The organism is Bradyrhizobium shewense, from assembly GCF_900094605.1.
GTDB classification, from domain to species: domain Bacteria; phylum Pseudomonadota; class Alphaproteobacteria; order Rhizobiales; family Xanthobacteraceae; genus Bradyrhizobium; species Bradyrhizobium shewense.
Genome location: NZ_FMAI01000006.1, coordinates 236,310 through 250,339 on the forward strand (window position 1 = coordinate 236,310; position 14,030 = coordinate 250,339).

The window sequence follows — 14,030 nt, forward strand, 5'->3', positions numbered from 1 at the left end:
CAGAACGGCGCCACGCCGCTTCCCTCGAACAGCAGTTCATTGGACCCCCTGCCGCTGTGTGATAGTCGGCCCAGAGGTAACGAGGGTTCAAGGGCCCGGGCCCCGGTTCCACGATCTGCCTATGGCAGATTGCGCCGGAATCTGCTTTTTCTTTGGCATCAGGCAAACGCGCTCGAAGCGAGGGGGCTGCCGTGTATCGCTGGTGTACCGACGAAGTCGAGCCGCACGATCGCTTCGATTATTGGCGCGAGGTGCGCTCCAAGGGATTGTTCGGCGTAACCGCCGAACTCGAGCGCGAACGGCGCGCGGACTTCTTCGGCGAATTCTCGCTGCGCCAGCTTGGCGGCGCCGGCCTCGTCGAGCTGAAGGCCTCGCAATATACGGTCGAGCGCAGCAGCTCCGACATCGCCTACGCACCCGGCGACAGCATCTGCGTCTACCAGCAACTCGGCAGCGGCGGCTGGTTCGGCGGCATGCGCGGAAACGACTTCGCGATCGCCCCGGACAATTTCGCCACCAGCCATACCGACCTGCCCTACCGCACGGCGCCGCTGGGCGCCGGGGGCTTCCACCTGCGGATCCTGAAGATTCCAGTCAGCAGCATCCCGGCGCAGGACAAACGCATGCGCGAGCTTGCGCCCCGGACGTTCGGCGATCCCACCCTGGCGCCCCTGCTCGGGGCCTGCTTTGCCGAGCTCGGCGAAGCCTCCACGGATCAGTGCGCCAGCGATGCGACCTCCCTCGTCCAGGCTTTGGCCCATCTGGCGCTGATCGAGCGCGGCATCGTCAGGCCCGGCAGCCGGCGCGGACAGGCCGCGCTACGGACCGCCCGCCTCTCGCGGGCCCAGCGCCTGATCGCGGGCCACCTGCAAAACCCGGATCTGGCACCGACGATGGTGGCCGACGAACTCGGCGTGTCCGTACGCCACCTGCACATGCTGTTCGAGACTGCGGCGAAGAGCTTCTCACAGACCGTGACGGACGAACGCCTGAAACAGAGCCGCCGCCTGATGCGTGAGGCACCGGAGCGGCTGATCGCCGACATAGCGACCTCCTGCGGCTTCGAGAGCCTGGCAACCTACTACCGGGTCTTCAATGCCGCTTATGGCATGGCCCCAGGCGACTTCCGGGCGCAGGGCTCCGATAGGCGTTAGCCGCCGTTTTGGCGGCTCAGGCCGGAGCGCGAGGTTGGGCGGAAAAACCCCAGTCGCACCCGCTATTTGGTAAAAACCTCAGGTTTTTTAGGACCTTCCCGCGCCCGCTCCATTGACTTTGGCCGATTCCCGCCTATGTTCCGGGGCGACGCGGCTCAGATCGAAGACCGATTCCTGAGCCTGGCGCTTTGTTCGCGTGAGTCAGCACCCCCAGCTTCTTTGAGAGCGCGCCGTTTCGGGGTGGAACGCGACAGCCTTATTACCCTCGATTCCGAACGGCGGTTTCGACCAGAGGCTCAATGTCCTTTTCAGATCTCGGACTGTCCGAAAAAGTCCTCGCCGCAGTGGCGGCCACCGGTTACACCACCCCCACCCCCATTCAGGAACAGGCGATCCCCCACGTCCTCGCACGCAAGGACGTGCTCGGCATCGCCCAGACCGGCACCGGCAAGACCGCGGCCTTCGTGCTGCCGATGCTCACCATCCTCGAAAAGGGCCGGGCCCGGGCGCGCATGCCGCGCACGCTGATCCTCGAGCCGACCCGCGAGCTCGCGGCCCAGGTCAAGGAAAACTTCGACCGCTACGGCGCCGGCCAGAAACTCAACGTCGCGCTTCTGATCGGCGGCGTTTCCTTCGGCGACCAGGATGCCAAGCTGACGCGTGGCGTCGACGTGCTGATCGCCACCCCCGGCCGCCTCCTCGACCATACCGAGCGTGGCGGTTTGCTCCTCACCGGGGTCGAGCTGCTCGTCATCGACGAAGCCGATCGCATGCTGGACATGGGCTTCATCCCCGACATCGAACGCGTCTGCAAGCTCGTCCCGTTCACGCGACAGACCCTGTTCTTCACCGCGACCATGCCGCCGGAAATCCGGCGCATCACCGAAGCCTTCCTGCACAATCCGCAGAAGGTCGAAGTGTCCAAGCCTGCCACCACTGCCGTGACCGTCACGCAATCCCAGGTGCCAGCCGGGCGCGAGGCGCATGAGAAGCGCGAACTGCTTCGCCGCCTGCTGCGCGAGGCCAAGGATCTCAAGAACGCGATCATCTTCTGCAATCGCAAGCGCGAAGTCGCCATCGTTCACAAATCGCTCCAGAAGCATGGTTTCAGCGTCGGCGCACTGCACGGTGACATGGACCAGCCGGCCCGCATGGCGGCGCTCGAACAGTTCCGCAAGGGCGAGCTACCGCTTCTCGTCGCCTCGGACGTTGCCGCCCGCGGCCTCGACATTCCCGAGGTCAGCCACGTCTTCAATTTCGACGTCCCCCACCATCCCGATGACTACGTCCACCGCGTCGGCCGCACCGGCCGCGCCGGTCGCACCGGCACCGCGATCTCGATCGTGACGCCGCTCGACCAGAAGTCGATGGTGGCAATCGAGAAGCTGATCGGCCAGAGCATTCCGCGCGCCGAAGGCGACTTTGAAATCCACGCCGAAGCCTCCGATGGGACCGAGCGTCCGCGCGAGTCGCGCGGCCGCGAACGTTCACGCGGCGGACGCGGCAAGCCGCAGCGCGGCCGCGATCGTGAGCGCAGCCACGAGCCGCGCGAGCCCCGTGGCGAGGCGAGACATGCTTCCGAGGCAAGACAATCTTCTGAAGCAAGACATTCTTCCGAAGCAAAGAGTTCTTCGGAGGCAAGACAGCCCGCTGAAGCCAGGCATCGTTCTGACGACAAGCGCAGGGCCGAGCCGCGTCACGACGCGCGCCAGCAGGCTAATAATTCGCATGTGCCGTCGATCGGCCGCCCCGAGCCCCGCCGCCAGCGCGAAGCCGACAGCGAGCCGGGCGATCATTCGCATCTGCCGGCGTTTCTGCTGCGGCCGGTTCGCTCCTCCCCCGCCGGAGCCTGAGGCGCGAAGCGCCCCAGGTTTCGGTTGAGCAAAGCCGCCGCACAATTTTTTAGATGCATTCGTGAACGTATATTTACGGGGTGTTCACGATCGTCCGTTAGCCTACGAACATAATTTAAGCATTGCTGCGGTCGACGGCGCATCGACCGCTGTGGGGTATGTTCCGTGGTCAAGGTTCTCGATGAACACGAACGCACGATGGCGTTCGCCGAGGTAGCACTCGGGCAGATCCGATCGCTGCGGCAGACGGCAATTCCCCGCAACTATGAGATTTGGTACGTCTACGCCACCGGCTACAACGCGCCGCTCAACAAGATCGTCAATGAGACGCTGGCGCGCAGCGGCAAGCTGACTGAAGCCGATCTCGAGCAGATCTACGAGACCTATCTCTCCCACATCAAGACCACCGACCGCATCGACAAGGTCGGTGCGCGCGTCATCGGCGAGATCGACGACGTGATGAAGGTCTTGAGCGATGCACTCGGCATGACCGGCTCCTACGATGCCAGCCTGTCGGGAGCCACCGAGAAACTGGCGTCGGCCAAGAACCGCGAGCAGATCAAGGCGATCGTCGAGACGCTGCTGCGTTCGACCAGCGAGATGCGCGAGACCAACAAGACGCTGGAAGACCGGCTGACGCTGTCGATGAACGAGATCAGCAATCTCCAGCAGAGCCTGGAGGCGATCCGCGCCGAGAGCCTGACCGATCCGCTCACGGGCCTTGGCAACCGCAAATATTTCGACCGCATGATCGACATGGCGGTGCAGAGCGCCCTCGCCTCGGGCGAGCCGCTGTCGCTGCTGCTGTTCGACATCGATCATTTCAAGTCGTTCAACGATTCCTACGGCCATCTCACCGGCGACCAGGTGCTGCGGCTCGTCGGACTGTCGCTGAAGCAGACAATCAAGGGCCAGGACATCACCGCGCGCTATGGCGGCGAGGAATTCGCGGTCGTGCTGCCCAACACCGCGCTGCGTCAGGCCCTCACGGTGGCCGACCACATCCGCCGCGCGGTGATGGCGAAGGAATTGAAGAAGAAGTCCACCGGCGAGATCCTCGGCCGCGTCACCATCTCCGTCGGCGTCTCCATGCTCAAGCAGGGCGACGACACCGACGCGCTGATCGAGCGTGCGGATGCCTGCCTCTATGCCGCCAAGCGCAACGGCCGCAACCGCGTGATCTGCGAAGCCGATCCGGAATACGCGGTCGAGACCCACAGCCGGGTGGCGTAGATTTTCAAAGAGCTGCCGTAGGGTGGGCAAAGGCGCGTAAGCGCCGTGCCCACGATCTCGGCATGATTATTTCGAACCGTGGGCACGCTTCGCTTTGCCCACCCTACAGCATCGCCGCTTGACATTATTCCGTGGCGAACAACATCTGACACGACAACATTGGCCGCCTGCACCCGAGCCCGCAAAGGACTTGTCGTCGTGCCCAATCCCCATGATTTTCACGCGCCGCAACCGTCCTACACCAGGGATGAGCTGCTGAGATCGAGCGAAGGCGGCTATTTCGGCCCCGGCAATGCGCAATTGCCGGCGCCACCGATGCTGATGATGGATCGCATCACGGAAATCAGCCTGGACGGCGGCGAATTCGGCAAGGGCCATATCGTCGGCGAGCTGGATATCGTGCCGGACCACTGGTTCTTCGATTGTCACTATCGAGGTGATGCGATGATGCCGGGAAGCCTGGGCCTGGATGCGATGTGGCAGATGGTCGGCTATTGGCTCGGCTGGTCGGGCTCACCGGGCAAGGGCCGCGCCATCGGCGTCGGCGAAGTCGAGTGCACGGGCACCATCACTCCGGAGACGCGACGCGTGCGCTACGAGGTCGCCATGCGGATGGTCCGCCGCGGCAAGCTGGTGCTCGGAATTGCCGATGGCCGTGTGCTTGCCGACAGCGTCTGCGTCTTCACCGCCAAGGACATGAGGGTTGGCCTGACCAAAGCCGTGGATTGAGGCTCGTAGGGTGGGCAAAGGCGCGCAAGCGCCGTGCCCACCATCTCTCCACAATCAGCAGCCTAACCGTGGGCACGCTTCGCTTTGCCCACCCTACGAACCGATTTCTTGGCCGACTGCTTCTTGGCGATTGGCTTCTTCGCCACTTTCTTCTTCGGCCGCTTCTTCACCTTGGCACGCTGGGCGGCAGCGAGGGCAGCCCTCGCCCATTGTGCTAGCTCCGCGGAATCGTCGAACAGGCGCGCCGGCAGCTCCCAATAGGAGTTGACCACCACGGTCTTGGCGCGGGTCGAGTACTGAAACGGCTTTGAGCCTTCGGCTTCAAAGTCTGGGATCGTCACCTCGTCGGCGCGCAAGAACAGGCCGGCACGCAGCGACAGCGCGAAGTTGATGCCGTCGGCGGAGATGCCGTAGCCGGAGAACATTTTGCGGATGGTGACGGGGCCGAAATCGGCGAACAGGTCGGTCAGAAATTCGCGGTCCATCGTGCGCTCTCTCTCCCCAACGTCGTCCCCGCGAAAGCGGGGACCCATAACCACAGGGAGAAGTTGAGCGAAGACTATTAGTCGTGCCAGCTCCGGTACTGGCACCTCCCGCTAAAGAAAAATCACGCGGTATGGGTCCCCGCTTTCGCGGGGACGACGACGGAGTGATCGGCGCGAGCCGGGCTTACCCGTCGATCTTGGCCGGCCGCAGCTCAACCGACTCGCCGCAGCCGCAGGCGGAAATCTGGTTCGGATTGTTGAAGACGAACTGGGCCTGCATCTTGTCGGCCTTGTAGTCCATCTCGGTGCCGAGCAGGAACAGCACGGCCTTGGGATCGACCAGGATCTTGACGCCCTTGTCCTCGACGACCTCGTCGGTCGGGCGGACGTCGTGGGCGTATTCGACCGTGTAGGACTGGCCGGCGCAGCCGCCGTTCTTCACGCCGACGCGCAGGCCGACGATCTCGGAATCGGCGCGCTGGGTCAGCTCGGTGATGCGCTGGGCAGCAGCGTCCGTCAGCCGCATCACCTGCGGGCGCGGTCGCCGCGGCTTCGGAGTGGATGCTGGTGTCGCCTGGGTCATCTTATCTATCTGGTCCGTTGCGGAGCAAATTCAATGCTGAGGTTACGCGTCACCACATGTTGAGCACGAGGCGCGCCTCGTCGCTCATGCGTTCCGGCGACCACGGCGGCTCCCAGACGACCTTGACGTCGACTACGCCGACGCCGGGGACGCTGGCAACCGCGTTCTCGACCATGGTCGGCAGCTCGCCGGCGGCCGGGCAGTTCGGCGTCGTCAGCGTCATCTGGACGTCGACGGAGCGGTCGTCCTTGATCTCGACCTTGTAGATCAGGCCGAGCTCGTAGATATCGGCCGGGATTTCCGGGTCGAACACGGTCTTCAGCCCGGCGATGATCTCCGTGGTCAGCCGCTCGGTCTCCTCCCGCGGCAGCGCCGAATGGGTCTCCATCGGACTAGCTTTGATTTCGGCCGTGTCACTCATGCGAACAAATCCCGCGCCTTCAAAAGCGCCTGTGCCAGATGATCGACTTCTTCCCGCGTATTATACATGCCGAACGAGGCCCGGCAGGTGGCCGTTACGTTGAACCGCTCTAAAAGCGGCATGACGCAATGGGTGCCGGCGCGCACCGCGATGCCCTGGCGGTCGATCACGGTGGCGACGTCGTGGGCGTGTGCGCCCTTCAGCTCGAAGGAGATCACCGGGCCCTTGCCCCGTGCCGTGCCGATCAGCCGCAGCGAATTGATCTCGCGGAGCCGATCCTGGGCATAGCTAGTGAGATCGTGCTCGTGCGCGGCGATACGCTCCTTGCCGATCGAATTGACGTAGTCGATGGCAGCGCCAAGGCCGACGGCCTCGACGATCGCGGGAGTGCCCGCCTCGAATTTGTGCGGGGGATCGCCATAGGTGACGACCTCGCGCGAGACCTCGCGGATCATCTCGCCGCCGCCGTTGAAGGGACGCATTGCGACGAGGTGGTCGTACTTGGCCCAGAGGATACCGATGCCGGTCGGCCCATAAACCTTGTGGCCGGTGAAGACGTAGAAATCGCAGCCGATATCCTGGACGTCGACGGGCAGATGCACCGCGCCCTGGCTGCCGTCGACCAGCACGGGAATGCCGCGTGCGTGGGCGATTCTGACGACCTCCTTGACCGGCACGATGGTGCCGAGCGCGTTCGACATCTGCGTGATCGCGACCAGCTTGGTCTTGGCCGTCAGCAGCTTCTCGAACTCGTCGATGAGGAAGTTGCCCTCGTCGTCGACCGGCGCCCATTTGATCACGGCACCCTGGCGTTCCCTGAGGAAATGCCAGGGCACGATGTTGGAATGGTGCTCCATGATCGAGAGGACGATCTCGTCGCCCTCTTTGATGTTCGGCCCGCCCCAGGACGAGGCGACCAGATTGATCGCCTCGGTCGCGTTGCGAGTGAAGATCACTTCTTCCGTACGGGGCGCGTTGATGAACTGCGCCACCTTGGTGCGGCCGCCCTCATAGGCTTCGGTCGCCGCGTTAGCGAGGTAATGCAGGCCACGATGCACGTTGGCGTATTCGCTCGTGTAGGCCTGCGTCATGCGGTCGAGCACGGCGCTCGGCTTCTGCGCCGAGGCGGCGTTGTCCAGATAGACCAGCTTCTTGCCGTAGACTTGCATCGCGAGCGCCGGGAAATCCTGGCGCACGCGCGCGACGTCGTAGGCGCCGTTCTTGACCGCGGGATGCGTGCTCATGACCGCCGCTCCAGCCAGCGCTCGGCAATGCCGATCACGTGCTCGCGCAGACTATCATCGGCGATCTGCTCGATCGCTTCGCCGACAAAGGCCTGGATCAGCAGCGCCTGGGCCTGCTTCTCCGGCAGGCCGCGCGCTTTCAGGTAGAACAAGAGGCTATCGTCGAGCGCGCCGGCGGTGGCGCCGTGACCGCAGGAGACGTCGTCGGCAAAGATCTCGAGCTCGGGCTTGTTGTCGGCCTCGGCTTCATCCGAGAGCAGCAGCGCGCGGGTCATCATCTTGCCATCGGTCTTCTGCGCGTCGGGGCGGACGATGATGCGGCCCTGGAACACCGAATGAGCGCGGTCGTCGATCACGGCGCGGAAGATCTCGCGGCTGACGCAGTTCGGCACGGCATGGTCGACCACCAGCGTGGTGTCGCCGTGCTCGGTCTTCTGCAACAGGTTGACGCCGTTGGCGAAGAGCTCACTGCCCTCCCCCGCCAGCGTGATGAAGCCCTGGAGGCGGCTGACAGCCGCGCCGGTGGTCATATTGAAGAACTTGAGCTTCACGTTGGCGCCGACGGTGACGAAGTGCGAGGTCAAGTTCACGGCGTCGGGTGCGTCGTCCATCAGGCGAATATGCGCAACGTCGGCATCATCGCCGACAGAAACGATCACGGCGTCATTGACCTGGTAGGCCTTGCTGCCTGCCGCAACGAAGCTCTCGACGATAGTGGCGTGCGCGCCCTTCCCGATCGTGACCTGCGAGCGGGTGAAGGCCGATGCGGCAGCCGCGGTCGCGATGTGGATGATCTGGATCGGCGCGGACAGCTGTGCGCCATCGGCGATATCAAGCACGACGCCGTCGGTCGCCATCGCCGCGTTCAGCGCGATCACGGCATCCGTGGACGTGGTCTTCAGCAGACCGGCATCCTTCTCCAGCGTCTCCCGCAGCGTCTTGAAGCCGGCCTCGGAGGCGAGCGCCTTGACGTCGGAGAGATCGGCTGCGAACACGCCGTCGACCAGGACCAGCTTGCGGGCTCCTGCGATCGCATGCGTCTTCACCGCGTCCGCGGCGCGCTTCAGCGCGGCCGCATCGGGCGCGGCTGCCAGCGGCAGCACCTCGCCGACCAGCGCGCGCAGGTCGGTGTATTTCCATTCCTCGATCCGGCGGTGCGGAAGGCCGAGACGCTCATAGGTCTCGAACGCCTCGCGTCGCACGGCGGTGACCGCGGTCGAACCCGGCAGCCGGCCCTCGGCGCTGGTGAAGAGATCGCTCACCGCGCGGCCCTTTCCGGTCTTTGCCACAGCAACGTTCATTGCAAAATTCCTTACGCGGCATCCTCGAACTGGGCGTAGCCGGATGCTTCCAGCTCCAGCGCCAGTTCCTTGCCGCCGCTCTTCACGACACGGCCCTTCGACATCACATGCACCACGTCGGGCACGATGTAGTTCAGCAGCCGCTGATAATGGGTGATGACGACCATCGCGCGCTTGGGCGAGCGCAGCGCGTTGACGCCGTCGGCCGCAATGCGCAGCGCGTCGATGTCGAGGCCAGAATCCATCTCGTCGAGGATGCACAGGCTCGGCTCGAACAGCGCCATCTGCAGCACCTCGTTGCGCTTCTTCTCGCCGCCGGAGAAGCCCACATTGACGCCGCGCTTGAGCATGTCCTGCGGGATGTTCAGCGACTTCGAGACCTCGCGGACCTTCTTCAGGAAGTCCGGCGTCGAATATTCGCTCTCGCCGCGGGCCTTGCGCTGCGCGTTCAGCGCGGTGCGCAGGAAGTTCATGGTGGCGACGCCGGGAATCTCGACCGGATACTGGAACGCCAGGAACACGCCCTTGGCGGCGCGCTCGTCCGGCGACATCTCGAGCAGATCCTCACCCTTGAACAGGATCTGGCCGTCGGTGACCTCGTAGCCGGGCTTGCCGGCGATGACGTGGGAGAGCGTCGACTTGCCGGAGCCGTTCGGCCCCATGATCGCGTGGACCTCGCCCTCGTTCACGGTCAGCGTCAGCCCGTGGAGGATCTCACGCTCCTCGACACGAACCTTGAGGTCTTTCACTTCAAGCAAAGCCATTTTGGTGTCCAGTCTATTCAAATGATGCATGGAGCGCTTAAGCGCACCGCGAGGGTCGGTATTAACCGACCGACCCTTCAAGCGAGATCGAGATCAGCTTCTGCGCTTCCACCGCGAATTCCATCGGCAGCTGTTGCAGCACATCCTTGACGAAGCCGTTGACGACGAGGCCGACCGCCTCCTCCTGCGAAAGACCGCGCTGGATACAGTAGAACAGCACGTCCTCGGAGATCTTTGAGGTCGTCGCTTCGTGCTCGAACGTCGCCGAGGAGTTCTTGGCCTCGATGTACGGCACGGTGTGCGCGCCGCACTTATCGCCGATCAGCAGCGAGTCGCAGGCGGTGAAGTTGCGCGCGCCGGTCGCTTTCCGGTGCGCGGTGACAAGGCCGCGATAGGTGTTCTGCGACTTGCCGGCCGCGATGCCCTTGGAGATGATCCGGCTCGACGTGTTCTTGCCGAGATGGATCATCTTGGTGCCCGAATCGACCTGCTGGAAGCCGTTCGAGATCGCGATCGAGTAGAACTCGCCGCTCGAATTGTCACCTCGGAGAATGCAGCTCGGATACTTCCAGGTGATCGCCGAACCCGTTTCGACCTGGGTCCAGGAGATCTTCGAACGGTTGCCGCGACAGTCGCCACGCTTGGTGACGAAATTGTAGATGCCGCCCTTGCCTTCCGAATTGCCCGGATACCAGTTCTGCACCGTCGAATATTTGATCACGGCATCGTCATGCGCGACCAGCTCAACCACGGCGGCATGCAACTGGTTCTCGTCGCGCTGCGGCGCAGTGCAGCCCTCGAGATAGGAAACGTAGGAGCCCTTGTCGGCGATGATCAGCGTGCGCTCGAACTGGCCGGTGTTGCGCTCGTTGATGCGGAAATAGGTCGACAGCTCCATCGGGCAGCGCACGCCCGGCGGCACGTAGACGAACGAGCCGTCGGAGAACACCGCCGAGTTCAGTGTCGCGTAGAAATTGTCCGAGGTCGGAACCACGGAGCCGAGATATTTCTGCACCAATTCAGGGTGCTCGCGGATCGCTTCCGAGATCGGCATGAAGATCACGCCGGCCTTCTTCAGCTCCGCCTTGAAGGTGGTCGCAACCGAGACCGAATCGAAGACCGCGTCGACCGCGATCTTGCGCCGGGCGGGATCTTCTTCGCCGGGCTTGGGCTCGACGCCTTCGAGCATGGCGACTTCCCGCAGGGGAATGCCGAGTTTCTCGTAGGTCTTCAGGATCTCCGGATCGATCTCGTCCAGCGAGGTGACCGTCTTCTTCGGCTTCGGCGCCGCGTAGTAGTAGAGGTCCTGGAAGTCGATCTTGGGATAATCGACGCGCGCCCAGGTCGGCTCGGTCATGGTCAGCCAGCGCCGATAGGCCTCGAGCCGCCACTGGAGCATCCAGTCCGGTTCATTCTTTTTCTGCGAGATGAATTTTACGATCTCTTCCGAGAGCCCCTTGGGCGCCTTCTCGGAGTCGATCAGGGTCTCAAACCCATAACGATACTGGTCGACGTCGATGCGCTTCACGCGCTCGACCGTCTCTTGTACGGCTGGCATTCCATCCTCCGCTCGCGGTTTCAAGGACCGCGGTGGATCAAACTCGAACGATTATTACGGTGTCTATTACGATGTTTTTTGGCGGAAAGCACCTGCTTAGAACCGTTCAAGCCGTGTTTCATCGCTTAGCTCTTAAGTAGGGTATTACCGAGCTTTCGCCAAGCCTCTAACGCCCTATTGATGTCATCGAGTTCCGTGGACCAGCCCAGACTGAGACGCACCGCTCCCTGGGCCACGGCGGGATCGTACCCCATGGCCGACAGCACATGGGACGGCTGGACCTTGCCCGAGGAACAGGCCGAACCCGAGGAGACTGCGATGCCTTCGAGGTCGAAGCCGATCACGGCAGTCTCAGCCTTGAGGCCAGGCGCGGTGAAAAGGACGGTATTTGGCAACCGCCGGACCTCGTCCGCGAAGATCGTTGCGCCGGCGATTCCTCGGATGCCATTTTCCAATTGGTTTCTGAGGGTTGCCATCTGCTCCGCATCTTCCGAAAGAGCCTGAAGCGCGGCCTTCACCGCTGCGCCAAAGCCGGCGATTCCCGCAATATTCTCGGTTCCCGCGCGCCGGTTCAGCTCCTGGCCGCCTCCCCGCAGCAACGGATCCAATCCTGTCAGTCCCTCCGCCATAGCCAGCGCGCCGACGCCCTTGGGGCCGCCGACCTTATGTGCAGAAAAAGTCGCAAGATCCGCGCCCATATCTTTGATTTGGAATGGGATTTTGCCAAGCGCCTGGATTGCATCGACGTGCAGGAGGCCGCCGGCCTCATGGACGATCCGGGCGACCTCCGCGACCGGCTGGAGCGCGCCGGTTTCGTTGTTGGCGGCCATGACGGAAACCAGTGCCGGAGGGCCGTCACCGAGCAGGCTCCTGAGATGGTCGAGGTCAACGACACCGGAACGCATCACCGGGATCAGACCGATCTTGTCCGCCGCGAACCGGCCACCGGTCAGCACCGAAGCGTGCTCGACGGCCGAGACCAGCAGCCGCTCGACCGCCGGGCCGCCGGACGACCGCCGCAGGCCAGGCGACAGCGCCAGCGCGTTGGCTTCCGTTCCAGCGGAGGTGAAGACGACGTTCCGCGGCAGCGCCCCTACCGCTCCTGCCAGCGTGGCACGGGCCTCCTCGACCAGCCGTCGCGCCTCCCGTCCCTCGGCATGGACCGATGACGGATTGCCGACCAGGTCCCAGGCGGCGAGCATTGCGCGTCGCGCTTCCGCGCGCAGCGGCGTGGTCGCATTCCAGTCGAGATAAACGCGGTTCCGCATGTAGTATTATATTACCTTGCTTGGGAAACCTGGCCCGTGGGGCCCATCCAGCCCGACATGGCGCCCCGACACGCGCTTGGCAACGGGCGATTCCATATCCGCGGCAGCTGATGACGCGACCATGACACGCTAACATCTTGAGCCCATTGAGTGATGTTCAAGATGCTTGCTTTTTGACCCTCAGCCTATGTTAGAACCCGCACCGTCAAGTCACCGCGCGCCTTCAGCGCATCACCGCAAGGCGCGCCTTCTCACCCTTCATTCGCGCTTCCGTCGGTACCTGCCGATGAGGCCACAATCGGTTGATTGCCGCGGATCGTCTCTCCAGCAAATCAATCAAGAGATCATCGATGCCTGAAGTTATTTTCACTGGCCCTGCCGGCCGTCTCGAAGGCCGCTATCACCCGGCCAAGCAGAAGAACGCGCCGATCGCGATGATCCTGCATCCGCATCCGCAGTTTCACGGCACGATGAATCATCAGATCGTGTACCAGTGCTACTATGCCTTCGCGCATCGTGGCTTCTCGGTGCTGCGCTTCAATTTCCGCGGCGTCGGCCGCAGCCAGGGCTCGTTCGACCACGGTACCGGCGAATTGTCGGACGCCGCCGCAGCCCTCGACTGGGCACAGACCATCAATCCCGAAGCACGCGCCTGCTGGGTCGCCGGCTTCTCCTTCGGTGCCTGGATCGGCATGCAGCTCCTGATGCGCCGCCCCGAGGTCGAGGGCTTCATCTCGATCGCGCCGCCGGCCAATCTCTACGACTTCTCATTCCTTGCGCCCTGCCCGTCGTCGGGCCTGATCGTGCATGGCGAGAAGGACGCGGTGGTGCCGCCGAAGGACGTCAACACGCTGGTCGAGAAGCTGAAGACGCAGAAGGGCATCGTGATCGACCAGCAGGTCATCCCCGGCGCCAACCATTTCTTCGACGCCAAGCTCGAACCGCTGATGGAAACCATCACGGCGTATCTCGACATGCGGCTCGCGAACGTTCGCTAAGACCTTGTAGCCCGGATGGAGCGAAGCGCAATCCGGGACTCTCCATCCGCGGACACAAAGCCCCGGATTGCGCTTCGCTCCATCCGGGCTACGGGCCAGAGCTCGCAGCTCAAGCCAGCTTGAGCGCGGCGATCCCCATCAAGACGAGCGCGATGCCCGCAAGCTTCATCGCGCTCAAAGTCTCGCCGAACAGCACCACGCCCATCACGAAGGTGCCGGCCGCGCCGATGCCGGTCCACACCGAATAGGCGACACCAACTTCCAGCACTTTGAGCGCGCGCCCGAGCAGGAAGACAAAGGCTGCGAGCAGCACCAGCGAAGCAACACTCCATCCCACCCGCGTGTAGCCTTCCGCGTACTTCATGGTGATCGCCCAGCCGACATCGAGCGCGCCGGCGATCACCAGCATCAGCCAGGCCATGGACTGTGACATCGGCTC

General features: G+C 63.6%; 14 protein-coding genes. 5 read left to right on the plus strand and 9 right to left on the minus strand.

Annotated elements, in window-relative coordinates:
• The first annotated feature begins 191 nt into the window (after positions 1-191).
• The 4 genes from GA0061098_RS14040 to fabA all read left to right on the plus strand — a co-directional run bounded on the left by GA0061098_RS14040 (position 192) and on the right by fabA (position 4,969).
• On the plus strand, positions 192-1,154 hold the full coding sequence (locus GA0061098_RS14040) for a helix-turn-helix domain-containing protein (protein WP_091956844.1): 963 nt from the start codon (positions 192-194) through the stop codon (positions 1,152-1,154).
• A 299-nt stretch (positions 1,155-1,453) separates the two neighbouring features.
• Complete coding sequence (locus GA0061098_RS14045) at positions 1,454-3,007, plus strand: DEAD/DEAH box helicase (protein WP_091956845.1); 1,554 nt, start codon at positions 1,454-1,456, stop codon at positions 3,005-3,007.
• A gap of 165 nt (positions 3,008-3,172) precedes the next feature.
• Positions 3,173-4,240 carry a GGDEF domain-containing protein gene (locus GA0061098_RS14050; RefSeq protein ID WP_091956846.1) on the plus strand — a complete coding sequence of 356 codons (1,068 nt, stop codon included), beginning with the start codon at positions 3,173-3,175 and terminating at the stop codon, positions 4,238-4,240.
• Positions 4,241-4,438: 198 nt separating this feature from the next.
• Positions 4,439-4,969, plus strand: a complete 531-nt coding sequence (gene fabA / locus GA0061098_RS14055; RefSeq protein ID WP_091956983.1) for a bifunctional 3-hydroxydecanoyl-ACP dehydratase/trans-2-decenoyl-ACP isomerase — start codon at positions 4,439-4,441, stop codon at positions 4,967-4,969.
• Between the two features lie 62 nt (positions 4,970-5,031).
• Here fabA and GA0061098_RS14060 read toward each other — a convergent pair whose 3' ends face one another.
• The 8 genes from GA0061098_RS14060 to GA0061098_RS14095 form a co-directional block, all read right to left on the minus strand.
• Positions 5,032-5,454, minus strand: a complete 423-nt coding sequence (locus tag GA0061098_RS14060; RefSeq protein WP_165637353.1) for a TfoX/Sxy family protein — start codon at positions 5,452-5,454, stop codon at positions 5,032-5,034.
• 184 nt (positions 5,455-5,638) lie between these two features.
• Positions 5,639-6,037, minus strand: a complete 399-nt coding sequence (locus tag GA0061098_RS14065; protein WP_018323036.1) for a HesB/IscA family protein — start codon at positions 6,035-6,037, stop codon at positions 5,639-5,641.
• Positions 6,038-6,086: 49 nt separating this feature from the next.
• The gene (locus GA0061098_RS14070; protein ID WP_091956848.1) at positions 6,087-6,458 is read right to left on the minus strand and encodes an SUF system Fe-S cluster assembly protein; all 372 of its coding nucleotides are present in this window, start codon (positions 6,456-6,458) and stop codon (positions 6,087-6,089) included.
• Entirely contained in the window at positions 6,455-7,702 is a 1,248-nt protein-coding gene (locus GA0061098_RS14075; protein WP_091956849.1) for a cysteine desulfurase, read from the minus strand. Before GA0061098_RS14075 ends, GA0061098_RS14070 begins: the two co-directional genes overlap by 4 nt.
• Positions 7,699-9,003: a Fe-S cluster assembly protein SufD gene (gene sufD / locus GA0061098_RS14080; RefSeq protein WP_091956850.1), complete on the minus strand. Its 1,305-nt coding sequence runs from the start codon at positions 9,001-9,003 to the stop codon at positions 7,699-7,701. The genes GA0061098_RS14075 and sufD overlap by 4 nt, the downstream gene beginning before the upstream one ends.
• Before the next feature lie 11 nt (positions 9,004-9,014).
• Positions 9,015-9,767 carry a Fe-S cluster assembly ATPase SufC gene (gene sufC / locus GA0061098_RS14085; protein ID WP_165637354.1) on the minus strand — a complete coding sequence of 251 codons (753 nt, stop codon included), beginning with the start codon at positions 9,765-9,767 and terminating at the stop codon, positions 9,015-9,017.
• A gap of 61 nt (positions 9,768-9,828) precedes the next feature.
• Complete coding sequence (sufB, locus tag GA0061098_RS14090) at positions 9,829-11,325, minus strand: Fe-S cluster assembly protein SufB (protein WP_091956852.1); 1,497 nt, start codon at positions 11,323-11,325, stop codon at positions 9,829-9,831.
• Positions 11,326-11,450: 125 nt separating this feature from the next.
• Positions 11,451-12,593 carry a cysteine desulfurase family protein gene (locus tag GA0061098_RS14095; RefSeq protein WP_091956853.1) on the minus strand — a complete coding sequence of 381 codons (1,143 nt, stop codon included), beginning with the start codon at positions 12,591-12,593 and terminating at the stop codon, positions 11,451-11,453.
• Between the two features lie 350 nt (positions 12,594-12,943).
• Here GA0061098_RS14095 and GA0061098_RS14100 point away from each other — a divergent pair, with 350 nt between their 5' ends.
• Complete coding sequence (locus tag GA0061098_RS14100) at positions 12,944-13,591, plus strand: alpha/beta hydrolase (protein WP_014495555.1); 648 nt, start codon at positions 12,944-12,946, stop codon at positions 13,589-13,591.
• A gap of 109 nt (positions 13,592-13,700) precedes the next feature.
• On the opposite strand, the gene GA0061098_RS14105 is transcribed toward GA0061098_RS14100, so the two are convergent.
• Positions 13,701-14,024 carry a DMT family transporter gene (locus tag GA0061098_RS14105; protein ID WP_091956854.1) on the minus strand — a complete coding sequence of 108 codons (324 nt, stop codon included), beginning with the start codon at positions 14,022-14,024 and terminating at the stop codon, positions 13,701-13,703.
• Positions 14,025-14,030: the final 6 nt, after the last annotated feature.

Coding starts and splice junctions, on each gene's coding strand:
- sufB (WP_091956852.1), bottom strand. CDS start 11,325: ATGCCAGCCGTACAAGAGACGGTCGAGCGCGTGAAGCGCATCGACGTC.
- GA0061098_RS14070 (WP_091956848.1), bottom strand. CDS start 6,458: ATGAGTGACACGGCCGAAATCAAAGCTAGTCCGATGGAGACCCATTCG.
- GA0061098_RS14100 (WP_014495555.1), top strand. CDS start 12,944: ATGCCTGAAGTTATTTTCACTGGCCCTGCCGGCCGTCTCGAAGGCCGC.
- GA0061098_RS14075 (WP_091956849.1), bottom strand. CDS start 7,702: ATGAGCACGCATCCCGCGGTCAAGAACGGCGCCTACGACGTCGCGCGC.
- GA0061098_RS14105 (WP_091956854.1), bottom strand. CDS start 14,024: ATGTCACAGTCCATGGCCTGGCTGATGCTGGTGATCGCCGGCGCGCTC.
- GA0061098_RS14095 (WP_091956853.1), bottom strand. CDS start 12,593: ATGCGGAACCGCGTTTATCTCGACTGGAATGCGACCACGCCGCTGCGC.
- sufC (WP_165637354.1), bottom strand. CDS start 9,767: ATGGCTTTGCTTGAAGTGAAAGACCTCAAGGTTCGTGTCGAGGAGCGT.
- sufD (WP_091956850.1), bottom strand. CDS start 9,003: ATGAACGTTGCTGTGGCAAAGACCGGAAAGGGCCGCGCGGTGAGCGAT.
- GA0061098_RS14060 (WP_165637353.1), bottom strand. CDS start 5,454: ATGGACCGCGAATTTCTGACCGACCTGTTCGCCGATTTCGGCCCCGTC.
- GA0061098_RS14045 (WP_091956845.1), top strand. CDS start 1,454: ATGTCCTTTTCAGATCTCGGACTGTCCGAAAAAGTCCTCGCCGCAGTG.
- GA0061098_RS14065 (WP_018323036.1), bottom strand. CDS start 6,037: ATGACCCAGGCGACACCAGCATCCACTCCGAAGCCGCGGCGACCGCGC.